Annotated in this window: 13 protein-coding genes and 2 pseudogenes; 5 read left to right on the forward strand and 10 right to left on the reverse strand. The window is 56.1% G+C overall.

Annotation, left to right across the window (positions count from 1 at the left end; all coding sequences use genetic code 11):
* Both BLO80_RS00005 and BLO80_RS00010 read right to left on the reverse strand, forming a co-directional pair.
* The coding region (locus BLO80_RS00005; protein ID WP_139196884.1) for an FAD-dependent oxidoreductase at positions 1-131 on the reverse strand (131 nt) is incomplete at its 3' end.
* Between the two features lie 375 nt (positions 132-506).
* Positions 507-1,316, reverse strand: a complete 810-nt coding sequence (locus BLO80_RS00010) for an isocitrate lyase/PEP mutase family protein (protein ID WP_092325883.1) — start codon at positions 1,314-1,316, stop codon at positions 507-509.
* Positions 1,317-1,685: 369 nt separating this feature from the next.
* Here BLO80_RS00010 and BLO80_RS00015 point away from each other — a divergent pair, with 369 nt between their 5' ends.
* Complete coding sequence (locus tag BLO80_RS00015; protein WP_092325885.1) at positions 1,686-2,141, forward strand: hypothetical protein; 456 nt, start codon at positions 1,686-1,688, stop codon at positions 2,139-2,141.
* Positions 2,142-2,163: 22 nt separating this feature from the next.
* Here BLO80_RS00015 and BLO80_RS30445 read toward each other — a convergent pair whose 3' ends face one another.
* The 4 genes from BLO80_RS30445 to BLO80_RS00035 form a co-directional block, all read right to left on the reverse strand.
* The gene (locus BLO80_RS30445; protein ID WP_092325887.1) at positions 2,164-3,723 is read right to left on the reverse strand and encodes a M10 family metallopeptidase C-terminal domain-containing protein; all 1,560 of its coding nucleotides are present in this window, start codon (positions 3,721-3,723) and stop codon (positions 2,164-2,166) included.
* 319 nt (positions 3,724-4,042) lie between these two features.
* Entirely contained in the window at positions 4,043-4,795 is a 753-nt protein-coding gene (locus tag BLO80_RS00025; protein WP_092325889.1) for an SDR family oxidoreductase, read from the reverse strand.
* Positions 4,796-5,297: 502 nt separating this feature from the next.
* Positions 5,298-5,744, reverse strand: a complete 447-nt coding sequence (locus BLO80_RS28730) for a hypothetical protein (protein ID WP_139196885.1) — start codon at positions 5,742-5,744, stop codon at positions 5,298-5,300.
* A gap of 143 nt (positions 5,745-5,887) precedes the next feature.
* Complete coding sequence (locus tag BLO80_RS00035; protein ID WP_092325891.1) at positions 5,888-7,417, reverse strand: DUF2235 domain-containing protein; 1,530 nt, start codon at positions 7,415-7,417, stop codon at positions 5,888-5,890.
* A gap of 742 nt (positions 7,418-8,159) precedes the next feature.
* On the opposite strand from BLO80_RS00035, the pseudogene BLO80_RS30485 reads away from it, so the two are divergent.
* Together BLO80_RS30485 and BLO80_RS30490 are read left to right on the forward strand one after the other, a co-directional pair.
* Positions 8,160-8,915, forward strand: a pseudogene (locus BLO80_RS30485) (MCP four helix bundle domain-containing protein); the annotation flags it as partial.
* Positions 8,916-8,981: 66 nt separating this feature from the next.
* Positions 8,982-9,770: a methyl-accepting chemotaxis protein gene (locus BLO80_RS30490; RefSeq protein WP_371914560.1), complete on the forward strand. Its 789-nt coding sequence runs from the start codon at positions 8,982-8,984 to the stop codon at positions 9,768-9,770.
* A gap of 67 nt (positions 9,771-9,837) precedes the next feature.
* Here the strand turns inward: BLO80_RS30490 and BLO80_RS30495 are convergent.
* From BLO80_RS30495 to BLO80_RS00055, 3 genes and pseudogenes are all read right to left on the reverse strand, one after another.
* Positions 9,838-9,933: pseudogene (locus tag BLO80_RS30495) on the reverse strand (transposase domain-containing protein); the annotation flags it as partial.
* Positions 9,934-10,944, reverse strand: coding sequence for a zinc-dependent alcohol dehydrogenase family protein (locus BLO80_RS00050; RefSeq protein WP_092325897.1), 1,011 nt, complete (start codon positions 10,942-10,944; stop codon positions 9,934-9,936). It lies immediately after the preceding pseudogene.
* A gap of 308 nt (positions 10,945-11,252) precedes the next feature.
* Positions 11,253-12,152: a LysR family transcriptional regulator gene (locus BLO80_RS00055; RefSeq protein ID WP_092325899.1), complete on the reverse strand. Its 900-nt coding sequence runs from the start codon at positions 12,150-12,152 to the stop codon at positions 11,253-11,255.
* A 105-nt stretch (positions 12,153-12,257) separates the two neighbouring features.
* Between BLO80_RS00055 and BLO80_RS00060 the strand changes: the two genes are divergently transcribed.
* On the forward strand, positions 12,258-13,115 hold the full coding sequence (locus BLO80_RS00060) for an NmrA family NAD(P)-binding protein (protein WP_092325901.1): 858 nt from the start codon (positions 12,258-12,260) through the stop codon (positions 13,113-13,115).
* A 173-nt stretch (positions 13,116-13,288) separates the two neighbouring features.
* Positions 13,289-13,501 (forward strand): aldolase/citrate lyase family protein, encoded by a 213-nt coding sequence (locus BLO80_RS00065; protein WP_256574031.1) that lies wholly within the window; start codon positions 13,289-13,291, stop codon positions 13,499-13,501.
* Between the two features lie 51 nt (positions 13,502-13,552).
* Here the strand turns inward: BLO80_RS00065 and BLO80_RS00070 are convergent, their stop codons facing one another.
* Positions 13,553-15,103: a M10 family metallopeptidase C-terminal domain-containing protein gene (locus BLO80_RS00070; RefSeq protein ID WP_092325905.1), complete on the reverse strand. Its 1,551-nt coding sequence runs from the start codon at positions 15,101-15,103 to the stop codon at positions 13,553-13,555.
* Between the last annotated feature and the right edge of the window lie 11 nt (positions 15,104-15,114).

Below are 15,114 nucleotides of genomic sequence, written 5' to 3' on the forward strand. Positions count from 1 at the left end.
TTTTCGACCACGCAGACGCTGATTTCCTTACCGGCTTCGGCGGCCTTCTGTTTCAGTCGGCAAGCGGCAGACAGGCCAGCGGGGCCGGCACCGACAATGACCACATCGAATTCCATGTATTCGCGTTGCATCGAAAATTCCTGACTTGGAGGGGAAATGTAATGAGCGGTTGCCGCCTTCTCTGGTGCTTGCAGAATCTTTCGGCATTGGAGCAAATGATTTCTGCGCTGAAGTTCATTGCTTTGAACGGCTCTTCCGTAGGATTAACCTCGACGGGGCGGATACAGTAATTTGAAATCTGCGAAAACTTTATCCAGGAGGGCCTTGATATTTATCTCGCGCGTGCAAGGCCTGACCGGGTCGTAAAAGAACCTTGCACGATCAGTTGTTGAACAAGTACATGACTGCCGACCGCTGCAAAACCGGTTGCTTAATGGTGACCATGGCGTCTTTGCGGCAATGGCCACACCCTGATACGAACGTCTGGCCTCGTCCGCAGGACAGCATTACTCGGTTTTCACCGCCATCAAAGCATTCAATTCGCCGTATGTGTGGGCTTTCAAGGTTTGGGTGTCGAGTTGGCCGTTGTCCAAGAAACTGCGGACCAATGCTCCCATGGCACCGTGCAGAAACTCGGCGATGCTGGAGCCCGCACTGAGTCGTCTGACGCCCAGACGCTTCAATTCGTCGGGGGAGGGCAGTCCGTCCCGGGACAGCAGGTTGACTGGCAGTTTGGTCTCCTGACAGAGGGTGGCAATTTCGTTTGAATCGACCACGCCAGCGGCAAACAGGCCGTCCGCCCCGGCGCTGGAATACAGTGCGGTGCGCTTCAAGAGTTCCCCCAGGCGTTGTTCGGCAGGGAAAAGGTTCTTCAGGTAGACGTCGGTCCGTACGTTAATGAACAACTTGACGCCCGCCTGGTTTGCCACCTTTTTCGCAACGTCGATCTTGCGACCCAGCAGCTCTGGAGAGCCCAGGCCGTCTTCGATGTTGATCCCGACCGCCCCGGCGGCGATGACTGTGTTGATCACTCGACCGACCTGCTCCAGGTCATCGGAGTAGCCGCCTTCGATATCCACCGTGAGCGGTACGCTGAGCACCCGTGCCATCGACTTGACGGTGGTGCTCAGCAGGTCGAGAGGCAACTTGTTGCCATCCTGATAACCATGAGACCAGGCCATGGCCGCGCTGCTGGTCGCTACCGCCTTGCCGCCCAGTCGTTCGACGATGCGCGCACCGCCCGCATCGGCCACATTGGCCAAGACCAGCAGTCCGTTCTGATGCAGCTTGTGAAATGCGGTATCCAGTGCAGTCATGACAATCAAATTCCTTTTAAAGGTTTGCTTTTAATGGCGAGGGGCGGCGTGTTAGGGGCCGGTTGTGCAATGCACATTGCTTAAGTATGGGGCATCCGTGACGTAGCATGAGCGAGATCTGAATGCCAGGATCCTGTCCTTCGGGTTTCTCACCCTAAAGATATTGCGATGATCGACGGTACAACGTGCTCCTCTCAAACCTGTCTGTGCATGCAGATGAATGGCGGTAGTCAGGGCTAGGGTTATCAATCAGCAAGCGGAACAAACTAATGTCTTGGTAGTCTTGAAGAGTGCCCCTTGGCACCGGACGGTTCTTACATGGGGGGCGGTCTGAAACGTTGGAGTATTTTTTGCCATAGGAGGTTTTGCGTGCTCTGGAAGTCAAATCTTGTAGCGCTCGCCTTGTCTGCCGTTGCCTTTTCGGCGCAGGCTCAATCTGATCGTCAAGTGGTCGAGGACATGGTGACTCGCTCGGCCAATGTCTGCCCAGGCCACAGTACCGAGCGCACCACGCCCACGGTGAAGGCGGTGCCTGTCGGCGCGTTGCGGGTGATGCTTGACCGCGGCCTGGTCATGTGTCCCGACCGGCGCCTTGATGTCGACGCGCCGGCTGTATTCTACGGTCGAGTTGGCGTATTCGAATGGAACCCCGAGGTGCCTTCAAGCTCGGAGGTGATCGTCAAGCAGATCGACGCCATGACCCGCAAGGACGAGTATCCATCGGACACCTTGGTTTGGGACGCCAAGGGTATGCCACTTGAGCAGCGCACCGTGCCGGCTTTCGAGGCCAAGCCAGGGGCTGCTGTGCTGTACCAGATACGGTAAGCACACAGCGCAGGGCAACAGATCAGACCACGTTATAAGTATGGGGATCTACGGTGCCTATCAGCGTCAGTTCCACAGGTTCAGGCGCGGAAAGATCCCCGGGGAGCGCAGCACTATCGACGCTGGAGCGGGCGACGCTCGCCGTGCTGAACGTCAGGTTGCTGTCGTCGAGTTGTCCGGCAAAGTTTCCATCGAGCACCAGCTCGAAGCGTTGACCGTCGGCATTGGCCTCGAAGCTTTTCAGATAGGTGCGGGTATCGTCTGCGTTATTTCCAATCAACACGGTGCCGTCGTATCCGTTCCCGATCCCGGTGAAACCCAGGGCACTGAGGTCGATGCGATCCTCTGCGGGATTGAAATCGAGTATGCGGTCACTGCCACTGCCGTCAGAGGTGCGAAAGCTGTCTGTTACGCTGGCATAGCGGAATACGTCATTTCCCGCACCGCCGGAGAGCAAGTCGCGGCCGAGATTGCCTTGCAGCACATCGTCACCTGCCAGGCCGCGCAGGATTTCATTGGTACCCAAGCCTTCCAACACATCGCTGCCGGACGAACCCACCAAACGGGTGCTGCCGTCCGTGCTGCCGAAAGTGCTGTCCAGGCTGCCATCGGCGTTTAGCCGAACCGCGGCAAAATCACTGCCGCCATTGGCGAAAGCGCTTCCTCCGAGCAGAATCTTGCCATCGTCCTGCACCGCTATTGCTTTGCCTGCGGCGTAATCGCCAGGCAGATTAATGCTGACCGAACCTTGGTTGCCGAAACTGACGTCGGGGCTGCCATCGGCGTTGAAACGCAGCACGGTGAAGTCATCGAAAGAGGTCGTGTTGGATAGCAGTATTTTTCCATCGTCCTGCACCGCCACACCGCCGCCGTAGCTGCCAACATTGATCTCCATGATGCCATTGACGCCAAAGTGGGTGTCCAGTTCTCCACCAGCTGTGTATTTGAGCAAGCTGTTATGAAAGTTCGGCGCACCTTGGACGAGTATGCCGCCATCCGCCAGGGAGGTGAGGCCTAGCACGAAATCAAGCGTTCCAGGGGCCTGCAATGTCAGGATTCCGTTTGTGCCGAAGGAGAGGTCTTGTGTGCCGTCGGCATGCAGCTGCGTCACTCTCAGCGTGCTGCCCTCGACGGCCCCCACCAGCACGCTGCCGTCAGAGTTGATTTCCACTATCGGTGCGTGGCCGAACCCGCTGGACAGGCTAGCCTGGGCATTGGCGTTGAACACCGCATCGGCTTTACCGTCCGGGCCCCAACGCTGGACGATGGGGGTGTTATCGTGCCCTTCGTGGGCCGCCACCACCGCCCCGTCAGTCTGGACGCGAAGGCTATAGTCCTTTTCGATGGGGATTTGCTTATGAATCACCAGCCGCCCAGCATTGCCATAGGTCGAATCCACGCTGCCATCGGTGTTGAGATGGGCCAAGGAAAAGTCTTGGCCGTAGTCAAGGTCGAGCGCGTGGTAGGAGAGACCGGCGACCAATACTGAGCCGTCGGGCTGTATGACCATGTCGTAGGCGTTATCGGCGTATCCGTTGACATCGACGATCATGATCCCAGGGGCGCTGTAGGTAGTGGCCATTGCTCCATCCTCTAAAAATATCCAGAAGCATTGACTTTAGCCTAGGACCATTAGTTCGCTAGGCCCACTCGGAATAGGCTGTTGATGCCACCCGTTGGGGCCAGCCGATCGTTGACATACTCAATGATGATCAGAGCGCTTTTTGATGGATTCGTCATGTTCCCGACTCCTGCGGAAACAGCGGCAGAAGTTTCCCGCGTACCGCTGTTTGCACCGTCTGGATTGGACTCGTTCGCCGCTAAGGGCTGAGACGGGCGTTCAGTACCTGATTAACTCAGCCCAGGCGATGTTGCATTCGCGCAATTCTTGAGTTGCGCGCTTAGCCATTCAGCAGGCGGCCGCCGTCAAGGACGATTTCAGAGCCGACCGTCCAGCGCGACTCGTCGGACGCCAGATACAGCACGGCTTTGGCCACCTCGTCGGAGGTCCCGAAGCGCCCAAGCGGAATGGTTGCCGCGATCTCTTTGTTAAGCTGCTCGCGATAAGCTTCCGCAATACCGAGCTTGTCGTAAAGCGGAGTCTCGACGGGGCCAGGGCTCACTGCGTTGACACGGATGCCACGGCCCAGCAATTCGGTCGAGAGCGTCTTCGACATGTTCAGCAATGCGGCCTTCGTTGCGGCATACACGGACGAGCGATCTGCGCCTGCATGCGCGCTTACGGAAGTAGTCAACACGACGGAAGCAGGATTTGCGAAGACCGGCAACAGCGCCTGCATCAGGAAGTACGGCCCTTTGACGTTGATGTCGAAAGAGCGGTTGAACATATCCTCTGTCCATTCCTCAATGGGCAGCCAGACGGATACGCCGGCATTGAGGAAGGCAACGTCGAGTTGGCCGTAGTGTTCCTTGATGACTTGTGCCAGCTCCTTTTGTGCTGCAACGCTGGCCGAGTCGGCGCGCAGCACCGGCACTTCCGGGCCCAATTCGGCCTGGGCTTTTGCAATCGAATCGGGGTTGACACCCGTTACGATCACGCGAGCACCCTCCGCCAAGAATTGCTTTGCCGTTTCCAGCCCGATGCCACTGGTGCCGCCAGTGATGAGCGTACGTTTACCTTGCAAGCGCGACATTTGAATTCTCCGGTGAATGACGACCACTGCGGTCGACATGGAGAAATATGCGCTCATGCCCCGTATCGGATAAGACTGCCTATTTGCATATGGCTCATGCAAATCAGGCATGAATTGAGGGGGAGAAGTGGACCGATTTCTTTCCCTGCCAGGGCATCGGCTGCATAGACGTTGTAGACAAAGCAGTGAGTTTTGGCCAGATACGGGGCGCCCTCCACGCTGTCGTCCTGCAATACTCCGTTTTGGAGAATATGCGAGACGAACATGGCTTTGCTGTCGAATGTCTGGAATCGCTCGATGTGATGGGCCGTATTATATCGAGTGTCTTCCTCCCCTTTGAAGTACGCCGCCTCGGAGTGAACAAAGCGCGCATTATCGTTAAACTTAGGTCCGCCGATTATCTTTTGTGGGCTTTTCTCCAGCGCTACCACGTAGTCAGGGGAAGTGCAGCGCGGTGCCAGAAGGAAAGTAGAGCATGCTGTGAAATTTCACCGCGTCGCTGCTATCCAGCATTTAAGGCTGTAATCGAACCACGCCAAGCTCCAATAAAAACTAGCAATGTGACCGATATTAAACACAGCCAGAATGCAACGGTTATTTTTGTTCTGTGTTTGTTCTTTGTTTTATCGCTATGGAAATGTTCCCAGCCTTTTGCATGTTGATTGCTTTTTGAAACTTCCATTTCTATTTTCTTTATGTAGTCGCTAAGGCGTTGTAAATGTTGGCCAACATTAAAGCTGCGTAATGCACTGAACAGCGAGATCAGTATCGGAATGCTCCATGCCAAATATGAAAACGGGATCGCCAGCTTTGCAGTTACAAGCCAGGAATAAATAGCGGCAATGGCAAGTATTGCATTTCGCTCCAGGGAGGCTAATTCGGCGACAGCCGCTTCCACTTCTTTGCGAAGTGTCAGGTATTCTTCTTTAAGAAAGTCAGGCGCATCCATTTCAACCCCCCCCCGTTTAACTAATGTCAGGCGGCATGCCCTGTAGCGATGGTGCGTTGTATAAGGTTCCTTGTCACCCCTATAAGTCCTTGTCTTTGGGCAAGCACCTCTAAGAACGAGTAAAAACTGCAAGCAATGCTGCTTCAAGGATGTTTAACCACCCACTTCAACGCCACGTGTCCACGATTATTGCCATAACAGTTCCAAGCATCATTGGCATACGCATACAAATACCCCGAGCGCTTTGGCACATAGCTGCATCCCTTACCGATCTTGAAACTCTCGGGCTTGATCAAATAACCCTTGGCATCCACGCCGTCGCCGTTTGCGATCGCGCCCATTAGGCAGAACCAGGGGTACTGTTCGTGACGTTTAGTGAAGCGGAAATTGGCATCACTGTTTTTGAAGAGCCTGCCGTACCAGGATTCCACCTGCCCCAACGCACTGGCTACCAAGTGTGCAACTTCCGCAGGCTGAAAGTTGCCGTCATCGGTGCCGTCGGGGCCGCAACTGATGGAACTGTCCAGCCATTCTCCGGATGCGCTGAAGGTGTAGCTCACGCCCGCTTCCAGCCATAGACCCGTTTCGTTCCAAGGCGAACGTGCCGAGATATCCAGCGACACCGGCGGTTTCGGTGAGATGAGGCGCGACTGTCGATAGGGGTGTTGGGTTATAGGCGGATCGTCTTGGCGTTTCAGCGCGGAGTCGTGAAAGCGATCAGGTTGTGCGACGAGGTTGGCGATGCTACGCGGCTGGGTTGGCAGCAGGCTGAAAACGCCGTCACAGGAATCATGCATCATGTCGTGGTAATCAGGTTTGATCTGATTGATCGCGTTATTGAACTGTAGCCCACACGAGGACGCTTCTTCGATCATCCATTTCAAGGCGCCATCTGCCAGGCCGTTTTCGTGATAGCCACCACCAACGTCTGAATGCACCCCTGGAAACCACAACTGCTTCATGTCTTGGTCGGTTGGCACTTCGGTCCATAACGTTGGCTGGAACGTTGCTCTACGTTCATCCATGGCCACTGCGTGTCGCGCGGTCTTTACCGAGTTATGCAAAGTCGTATCGTGGAAGGTGTAACGGTTGCGGTCGTCAAGCAGGTTGAGCAAAGCCATATCGTCCGGAATACCTAATGCACCAACGGTATCCCACACACCAAGGAAGCGGATCGGAATGCTGGCGCTCGTCTTGTTGTGAAACTTCCAACCCAAGTCATCCCAATCTGCACGGTCTTCAAGTTTGCGTCGGTAGCCACGTTTCAATAATTGATCTATTCGCTTCCAAACTTCGGCAGGCTCTAAATCAGCGATCTTCAACAAGCCACAACTGGTGATGAAACCGCACAGGCTTCGCACCGTATATGCGCCGCGACTGAAGCCGAACAGATAGATATCAGCGTCTGCTTTGTAGTTGTAGCACAGTTTCTGATAGGCACTTTTTATGTTGTCATCCAATCCGGCTCCGGTGCCACCACCAATCGCCTTGTCCCACCACTTGCCGGAGGTCCCCACGCCTGGGTGGTAATACTTTTCCTGAGGAATACCTTTGGCATCGGTTGCTGCAACGGCGTTGTGCAGTCTGACCACGTTGGTGGGGGCTGGTACGCCTTTGTCGAGCTGGTCAGGCGTATTCCAAGTACCATCGCAGCAAATTACGATGTTGGCCATGGCAGGGGTCCTTGCTTCAGTGGTTAGTGAAGTCAAAACCAGTTTATTAAGTGCGTCAAGGTATAGGAGCGGGGAAAAAGCTATATGCCTAATTTAAAAACAGATTTTTTTATTGTTTGCTGGCGCAGTGTTACGTAATTGAAACACAATTTACTCAGCAGTTTTTTTCGAACATTGAAATATAACGCGCTCATAAGATATGGGGGTTGTTTACTGTTCCGGAGTCTTCAGGGTTGTCGGCATTTGAGGCTTTTCTGGTGCGACACTAGGCACTGTACGAAAAGTAATGTCGCAAACACCGCATTTGACGGGCAGGTCTGCGCGCACGATCCGTCCTTCGGTACGCATCACGCTTCCGGGCTCCGTCAGCGAAAAGGGCGCCGGGGCAGGAGCCAGCGAACTTGCGATGCCAGATGCGGGCAGCAAAGCGGCTGCAGCAGTACCCACTATGCATTCTCTGACCTTGCGTGACCCCGCGCAGCCCACCGAACGCTACCAGGCGCTCAAACGGCTTATCGAAAAAGTCACCCTGCAAATGGGCTTGAACGAGGTTTGCATATGCCCGGCGCTTCGGAGCGCCTCCCTCGAGAGACATCAAGCGCGCACGCTGGCGTTTTGCCAGAGGTTGCGCTAGCCCATTTGTCGGATGGCTTGTATTTCCAAGCGTCTTGGTCGATATCCCGGAATGACAGCATCACTGTATCGACCTTTTTAAGAGAATAAAAAAATGAACATCAGGACTATGAACCTCGCCCCCAGGTTTGCCACGTTCTTCTCGCTCATTGTCCTGGTGGTTTTTGCTCTAGGCATCGTCGCCCTATTGCAAATGGGGACGCTTCGAGATTCGGAGCAGGATGTTGAAACCAACTGGATGGCGAGCATCCGCGAGACCAGCAAGATGCAGACAGGCGTTTTGCGCCTGCGTCTTGAAAGTATTCGCGTCACCGTGACCACCGACGAACAACAGCGCCAAACCCGCATTGCTGCGTTGAGCGGCTACCGCAGCACGCTGCAGAACGTCATCAGCGATTACGAACCTCTAATCTCGGGGCCGACTGAGCGTGAGCTCTACCTGGCGGTGTCCACCGATGTGCAGCAGTATTTCAAACTGTTGGATGAGCTGGAGCCGATGCTGCGCAGTGGTGACAATGCCGCAGCCATCACCCTGATCAATACCCGCATCAGCCCTATGACCAACGCCCTGCAGGACAAGATGGACAAGCTCTCGAACTTTAATGAGGAGGGCGCCAAGCATGCGGGCCTGGACGCCGCTTCCACCTATAGCAATGGTGTGACGCTGGTAATTGGCCTGCTGGTGGTAACCGTGGTACTCACCGTGGCGCTGGCTGCGGTGCTGACTCGAAGCATCACGTCGCCCATCAGCGATGCCCTGGCCGTGGCTGAGCGCATCGCCGGCAGTGACCTTTCCCGGGAGGTCTCGATCAGTGGCGGCGATGAAGCCGGCCGCCTGCTGGCCGCTCTGGCGAAGATGCAGGGCAACCTGCGGGAAACCATCGCCCGCATCGCTGATTCCTCCACCCAACTGGCGTCGGCCTCTGAAGAAATGACCGCCGTGACCGAAGACGCCAGCCGCGGATTGGTGCGGCAGAACGACGAGGTCAATCAGGCCGCCACCGCGGTGACCGAAATGAGTGCCGCTGTGGATGAGGTGGCACGCAATGCCGAAGCCGCCGCCCAATCTTCCCGCGAATCAATGGCGTTCACCCGCTCGGGTATCGAGAACGTGGCGCAAACCCTCAAAGCCATCGAAGGTCTGGCCAACAACGTGGCCACCACAGGTGAACAGGTCAAGGCCTTGTCAGGCAGGGCACAGGACATCAGCAAGGTGGTCGAGGTGATTCGAGCCATTGCCGAGCAGACCAACCTGCTGGCGCTGAACGCGGCCATTGAAGCCGCTCGGGCCGGGGAGCAAGGCCGTGGCTTCGCCGTGGTGGCCGATGAGGTGCGGGCATTGGCCCATCGCACCCAGCAGTCGACGCAGGAAATCGAACAGATGATTAGCGCGATCCAGACCGACTCGACCCACGCGGTGAGCGCCATGAGCGTCAGCGCGCAGATGGCCAGCAGTTCAATCTCGGTGGCGCAGAATGCCGACCTCTCGCTCAAGCAGATCGCCGAGACCATAGCCCACATCAACGAACGCAACCTGCTGATCGCCACCGCCTCCGAAGAGCAAGCCCAGGTGGCCCGCGAGGCTGACCAGAACCTGACCAGTATCCGCGAACTGTCAATCCAGAGCTCGGCAGGCGCCAGCCAGACCGCCAGCGCCTGCAGTGAGATGGCCAACCTGGCGATTGAACTCAATCATCTAGTGGCGCGCTTCAAGGTCTGAGTGTAGGCGAAGGGCTATACCGCCTGTGGTGGCCGACTGAAAACGACCCCTTGCTGCCAATTGTGACAGGCGGCATGGGGCCGATCTCTCTCGTCCGCTGCGTCGGCAGCCGTGGCAGCACATCCTTGAGAGAGGCATACGGATCATGCCCATGCATGCGTGCTTAGATATCCAGGCAAATTTTGCCAAAATGCTGGTTGGTTTCCTGATACTTGAACGCTTCGACAATCTCGCTCAAAGGGAAATGACGATCGATAATCGGGCGCATGCCATTAGCATTGATGGCTCGGATCATGTCCTGCTGCTGGCTGCGGCTACCCACCAATACACCCTGCAGACGCACTTGCTTGATCAGTGCCGGTACAAAATTCATTGCACCGCTTACGCCACTCAATATGCCGATGACGGAGATGTGACCAGCAACCCGAACTGCACTCATCGATTGCTCAAGCGTCGCAGGGCCGCCGACTTCGATGATGTGGTCAACACCACGGCCACCCGTTAGCGCGCGTGCAGTTTCGCCCCAGTTGAGGTCTTTGCGGTAATTGATCACATGATCAGCGCCTAGCGCTTTCAGACGTTCAAGTTTTTCATCGCTTGAAGAGGTCGCAATAACGGTAGCACCGGCCATTTTAGCGAACTGCAGGGCGAAAATTGAAACGCCGCCCGTGCCTTGGACGAGCACGGTGTCGCCCGGCTTGAGTGAGTCATCGGCCATCAGGGCGCGCCATGCAGTAAGGCCGGCGGTGGTAAGCGTCGACGCTTCAGCATGGCTGTAGCCAATAGGCGCGAGGGTGAACGATGTGGCGTTGGCCGTCACTTGCTCACGAGCGTAGCCGTCAATGCCATCACCTGGCACGCTGACAAAGCCTTCAACCAGTGGTGCACCGTTGATCCATTCCGGGAAGAAGGTGCTGACGACTGAGTCACCCACCTTGAATTCAGTGACATCTGGGCCGACAGCAATGACTTCACCCGCACCATCGGCCATGGGGATGCGTTTTTCGCTAGGGCCCCACATACCGCTGACCACCGCAAAGTCGTGGTAGTTGAGCGAGTTGGCATGAAGGCGTACGGTGATTTCGCCACGCGCTGCGGCTCGGACTTCGCTGCTGCCAATCACAACCTTTTCATAGCCGCCACCGGGTTCAACGAAGATAGTTTTGCTGCTCATAAGGGATTTCCTAATATTTTCTCATTACGCGAAATAACGAAATGAAGGGTTAAAATTACAATTCGATGATCAGCCTGGCCGCAAAGTCATCAATCGCCTGCTCATTGCGCCGGTAGCTTGTGGCCGATTGATTGTGTTGAAAAAGTCGGTTTTTCCAGGCTGCCCGCATACTGACTGCTGAAAACGGCCTTTCTCGCGCGTAGCTACGTGAAATCTGGGCCCGGAACCCTCTGTGATTTACACCTACAAGCTCCAAAAGCGGTCGGTGGATCGTCTGGCCGGAAACCGGTAGCAGTCATGGGCAACCATCAGTTAACGATCGTCAGCACGAAATCGAGAAATGCCCTGACCTTTGCTGAGGGATTCAAGCGAGAAGGATACAACGCGTAAAGCGGAAAACGCTCATCTGGCAAGTCCTGAAATAATTGAATCAAGCGCCCCTCCGCCAAGAGAAGCTCACTGCCCAATTCCATGATCTGTGCGATGCCGTAGCCAGCCACGCAGGTGCTGTGCAAGCTTCCGACGTCGTTAACAGTCAACTGGCTTTGGGTTTCGACCACGAGCCGCTTATCGCCGTGGTGGAACTCCCATGGAAATGGTCGATTGCTCTCAGGATCGCGAAACTGGATGCAACGATGGTCGATTAATGCCTTTGGGTGGCCAGGACGTCCATAACGCTTGATATAGCTGGGCGCGGCGACTGTAAGAATCCGTGTATCTAAGAGCTTACGAGCCACTAGGCTCGACACACGAGGCTCACCGAATCGAACAGCTAGGTCGAAGCCGTCCGCCACCATATCCCCCAGGCGATCGCGGGTGGTCAGCTCTAGATCTAGCTCCGGGTACGTGTCGAGAAACCTCCCAAGTCGTGGCCCGAGAATCAACCGCGCAAAAAACGGGTCGACATTCACTCGGAGTCGGCCACGCACTATATGTGCGCCAGAGGTCACCGATGTCGCCGCCTCATCTAATGCGGCGAGCAAGGGTATAACCTGTGAGTACAACCTTTCCCCTTCGTCAGTCATGGTAACGGAGCGCGTCGTTCGGTCGAATAGCCTGATTCCCAAGCGTGCTTCCAGCCTGGCCAGACTCCTGCTCACCCCGGGTTGAGACATTGCTAGCACCTCACCGGCAGCCGCAAAGCTGCCGGTTTCGGCAATGGCCGCGAAGACGGTGATGCCATTCAGATTGCGCTCATCAAAATTCATATTGATGCCTTTATGTCATAAATCATATGACATACATGTTATCGATTAATTAGTTTAGAGAAGACAAACTTGCTCTCAGCACGCCAAACACCACAGGAGAGCAAGATGTTCGTCATTACAGGTATCACAGGTCAGGTAGGTAGCACATTGGCTCGTAATCTTCTCGCGCAGGAGCATGAGGTACGTGCCGTCGTTCGAGATGCCGTCAAGGGGAGTATTTGGCGCGAGCAGGGTTGTGAAGTCGTTGTCGCAGATATGTACGATAAACAGTCATTGAGTCGCGCTTTCACGGGCGCGGAAGCGGTTTTTATTCTGTTACCGCCCAATTTCGATCCTAGCCCGGACTTTTCCGAATCGTGCGCAATTATTGCGAATATCTTCGCAGCCTTGCAGGAGTCGAATCCCAAGAAGGTAGTCTGCCTTTCAACGATTGGCGCACAAGCGACTCAACGTAATCTTCTTAGTCAACTGAGCGAGATGGAACGTCGTCTGTCTCACGTGTCTATGCCAATTGCGTTTCTTCGGGCGGCCTGGTTCATGGAAAACAGTGTATGGGACATCATTCCTGCACGTGACCAAAAGGTGTTGCATAGCTTACTTCAGCCGTTGGACAAGGCATTCCCCATGGTGGCAACTGCAGACGTCGGTCGGACTGCTGCGCAAATGATGTTGGAGCAGTGGGATGGGGTCCGTTTGGTCGAACTGGAGGGGCCACACCGAGTCACGCCTCTGCAAATTGCTGATTCGCTGGGCCGGCTTCTGGGGGTAAAGGTTCAAGCTCAGAGTGTCCCGCGTAACACGTGGGAGTCGATGTTTCGGGACCAGGGCATGAACAACCCACTTCCCAGAATCCAGATGCTTGATGGATTCAACGAGGGGTGGATTGAATTCGCAGGTAGCCCTCAACGTGGCACGGTTGAACTGGATACCGTGCTGCGTGGCCTGGTCGAGCGTCTCGGCTGATGGAGTAGAGGGGCTAGTTATGATTATTTCGAGCCAGACGGATTGTTGCGTGGAACTCAACGAAATGCATCGCGGTTCGATCATGACACCTCCTTGTGCAGCGGGCGTGCCCCTGGGTCGACGCGGCAAGGCAATGCCTACAGCGCCGAAATTTGCGCCACAGTGGGCTTCCAGTGGTGCTGATCGACGGTGAACACGCGCCAAACGATATGCGTAGCACACTTGCACAGTTGCAGGCCGTTGCGCCTTACCCGACCCATCTCGTGGCCCGCACGGTCGATGGCAATCCGGCAATGATCAAACAGATGCTCGACATTGGCGTTCAAACGTTGCTAGTGCCCATGGTCGAGAAGCATAAGCGATTGATCGCTTGTGGCTTGCAGTGAGCGTTGAGAAGCCAGGGCGCTGTGTTTACCACACAGCGCCGCGCAACCAGATCAGGCCAAGTAATCGGTATGCGGGTCTACGGTGCCTATCAACGTCAGCTCCACCTGTTCAGGCGCGGAAAGATCGCCGGGGAGCGCAGCACTATCGACGCTGGAGCGGGCGACGCTCGCCGTGCTGAACGTCAGGTTGCTGTCGTCGAGTTGTCCAGCAAAGTTTCCATCGAGCACCAGCTCGAAGCGTTGACCGTCGGCATTGGCCTCGAAGCTTTTCAGATAGGTGCGGGTATCGTCTGCGTTATTTCCAATCAACACGGTGCCGTCGTATCCGTTCCCGATCCCGGTGAAACCCAGGGCACTGAGGTCGATGCGATCCTCGGCAGGATTGAAATCGAGTATGCGGTCACTGCCACTGCTGTCAGCGGTGCGAAAGCTGTCTGTCACGCTGGCATAGCGGAATACGTCGTTTCCCGCACCGCCGGAGAGCAAGTCGCGGCCGAGATTGCCTTGCAGCACATCGTCACCTGCCAGGCCGCGCAGGATTTCATCGCTACCCAGGCCTTTCAACACATCGTTGCCGGACGAACCCACCAAACGGGTGCTGCCGTCCGTGCTGCCGAAAGTGCTGTCCAGACTGCCATCGGCGTTTAGCCGAACCGCAGCAAAATCACTGCCGCCATTGGCGAAAGCGCTACCGCCCAGCAAAATCCGGCCGTCGTCCTGCACAGCGACGCCGTTGGCTACGGCGTAATTGCCAGGAACATCGATGGTGACCGAGCCTTGATTGCCGAAACTGAGGTCGGGGCTACCATCGGCGTTGAAACGCAGCACGGTGAAGTCATAGACAGGAACCGTGAAGGTGGATAGCAGGATTTTACCGTCGTCCTGCACGGCTACGTCGGTCCCGGCTGCACCCCTGGCAAACTCAAGGATGCCATTGCTGCCAAAGTGGCTGTCCAGTTCCCCATCCGCGGTGTATTTGAGCAAGCCACCCGCGGTTCGGACGAACAGGCTGCCATCCGCCAGGGAGGTAAGGCCTCGCACGGAGTAAAGCGTTTCAGGGGGCTGTAGCGTCAGCATTCCATCTGTGCCGAAGGACAAGTCCCGCGTGCCATCGGCATGCAACTGCGTCACTCTCAGCGTGCTGCCCTCGACGGCCCCCACCAGCACGCTGCCGTCGGTGTTGGCTTCCACTAACGGCGTGTGGCCGAAGCCGCTGGACAGGCTGGCCTGAGCATTGGCGTTGAACAGCGCATCGGCTTTACCGTCCGGGCCCCACCGCTGGACGATGGGGGTGTCATCGTGGCCTTCGTGGGCCGCCACCACTGCGCCGTCGGCCTGGACGCGAAGGACGTAGGCCTTTTCGATGGGAATCTGCTTGTGAATCACCAGCCGCCCTGCGTTGCCGTAGCTGCCGTCCACGCTGCCATCGGTGTTGAGACGGGCCAGGGAAAAGTCTTTGCCGTAGTCAGGGTCGAGTGCGTGATTGGTGAGGCCCGCGACCAATACTGAGCCGTCGGGTTGTATAACTGTGTCGTAGCCATTATCGGCGTATCCATTGATATCGACGATCATGATCCCAGGGGCACTGTAGGTAGTGGCCATGTATCCATCCT

This window comes from Pseudomonas sp. NFACC56-3 (assembly GCF_900100025.1).
GTDB lineage: Bacteria > Pseudomonadota > Gammaproteobacteria > Pseudomonadales > Pseudomonadaceae > Aquipseudomonas > Aquipseudomonas fluorescens_AA.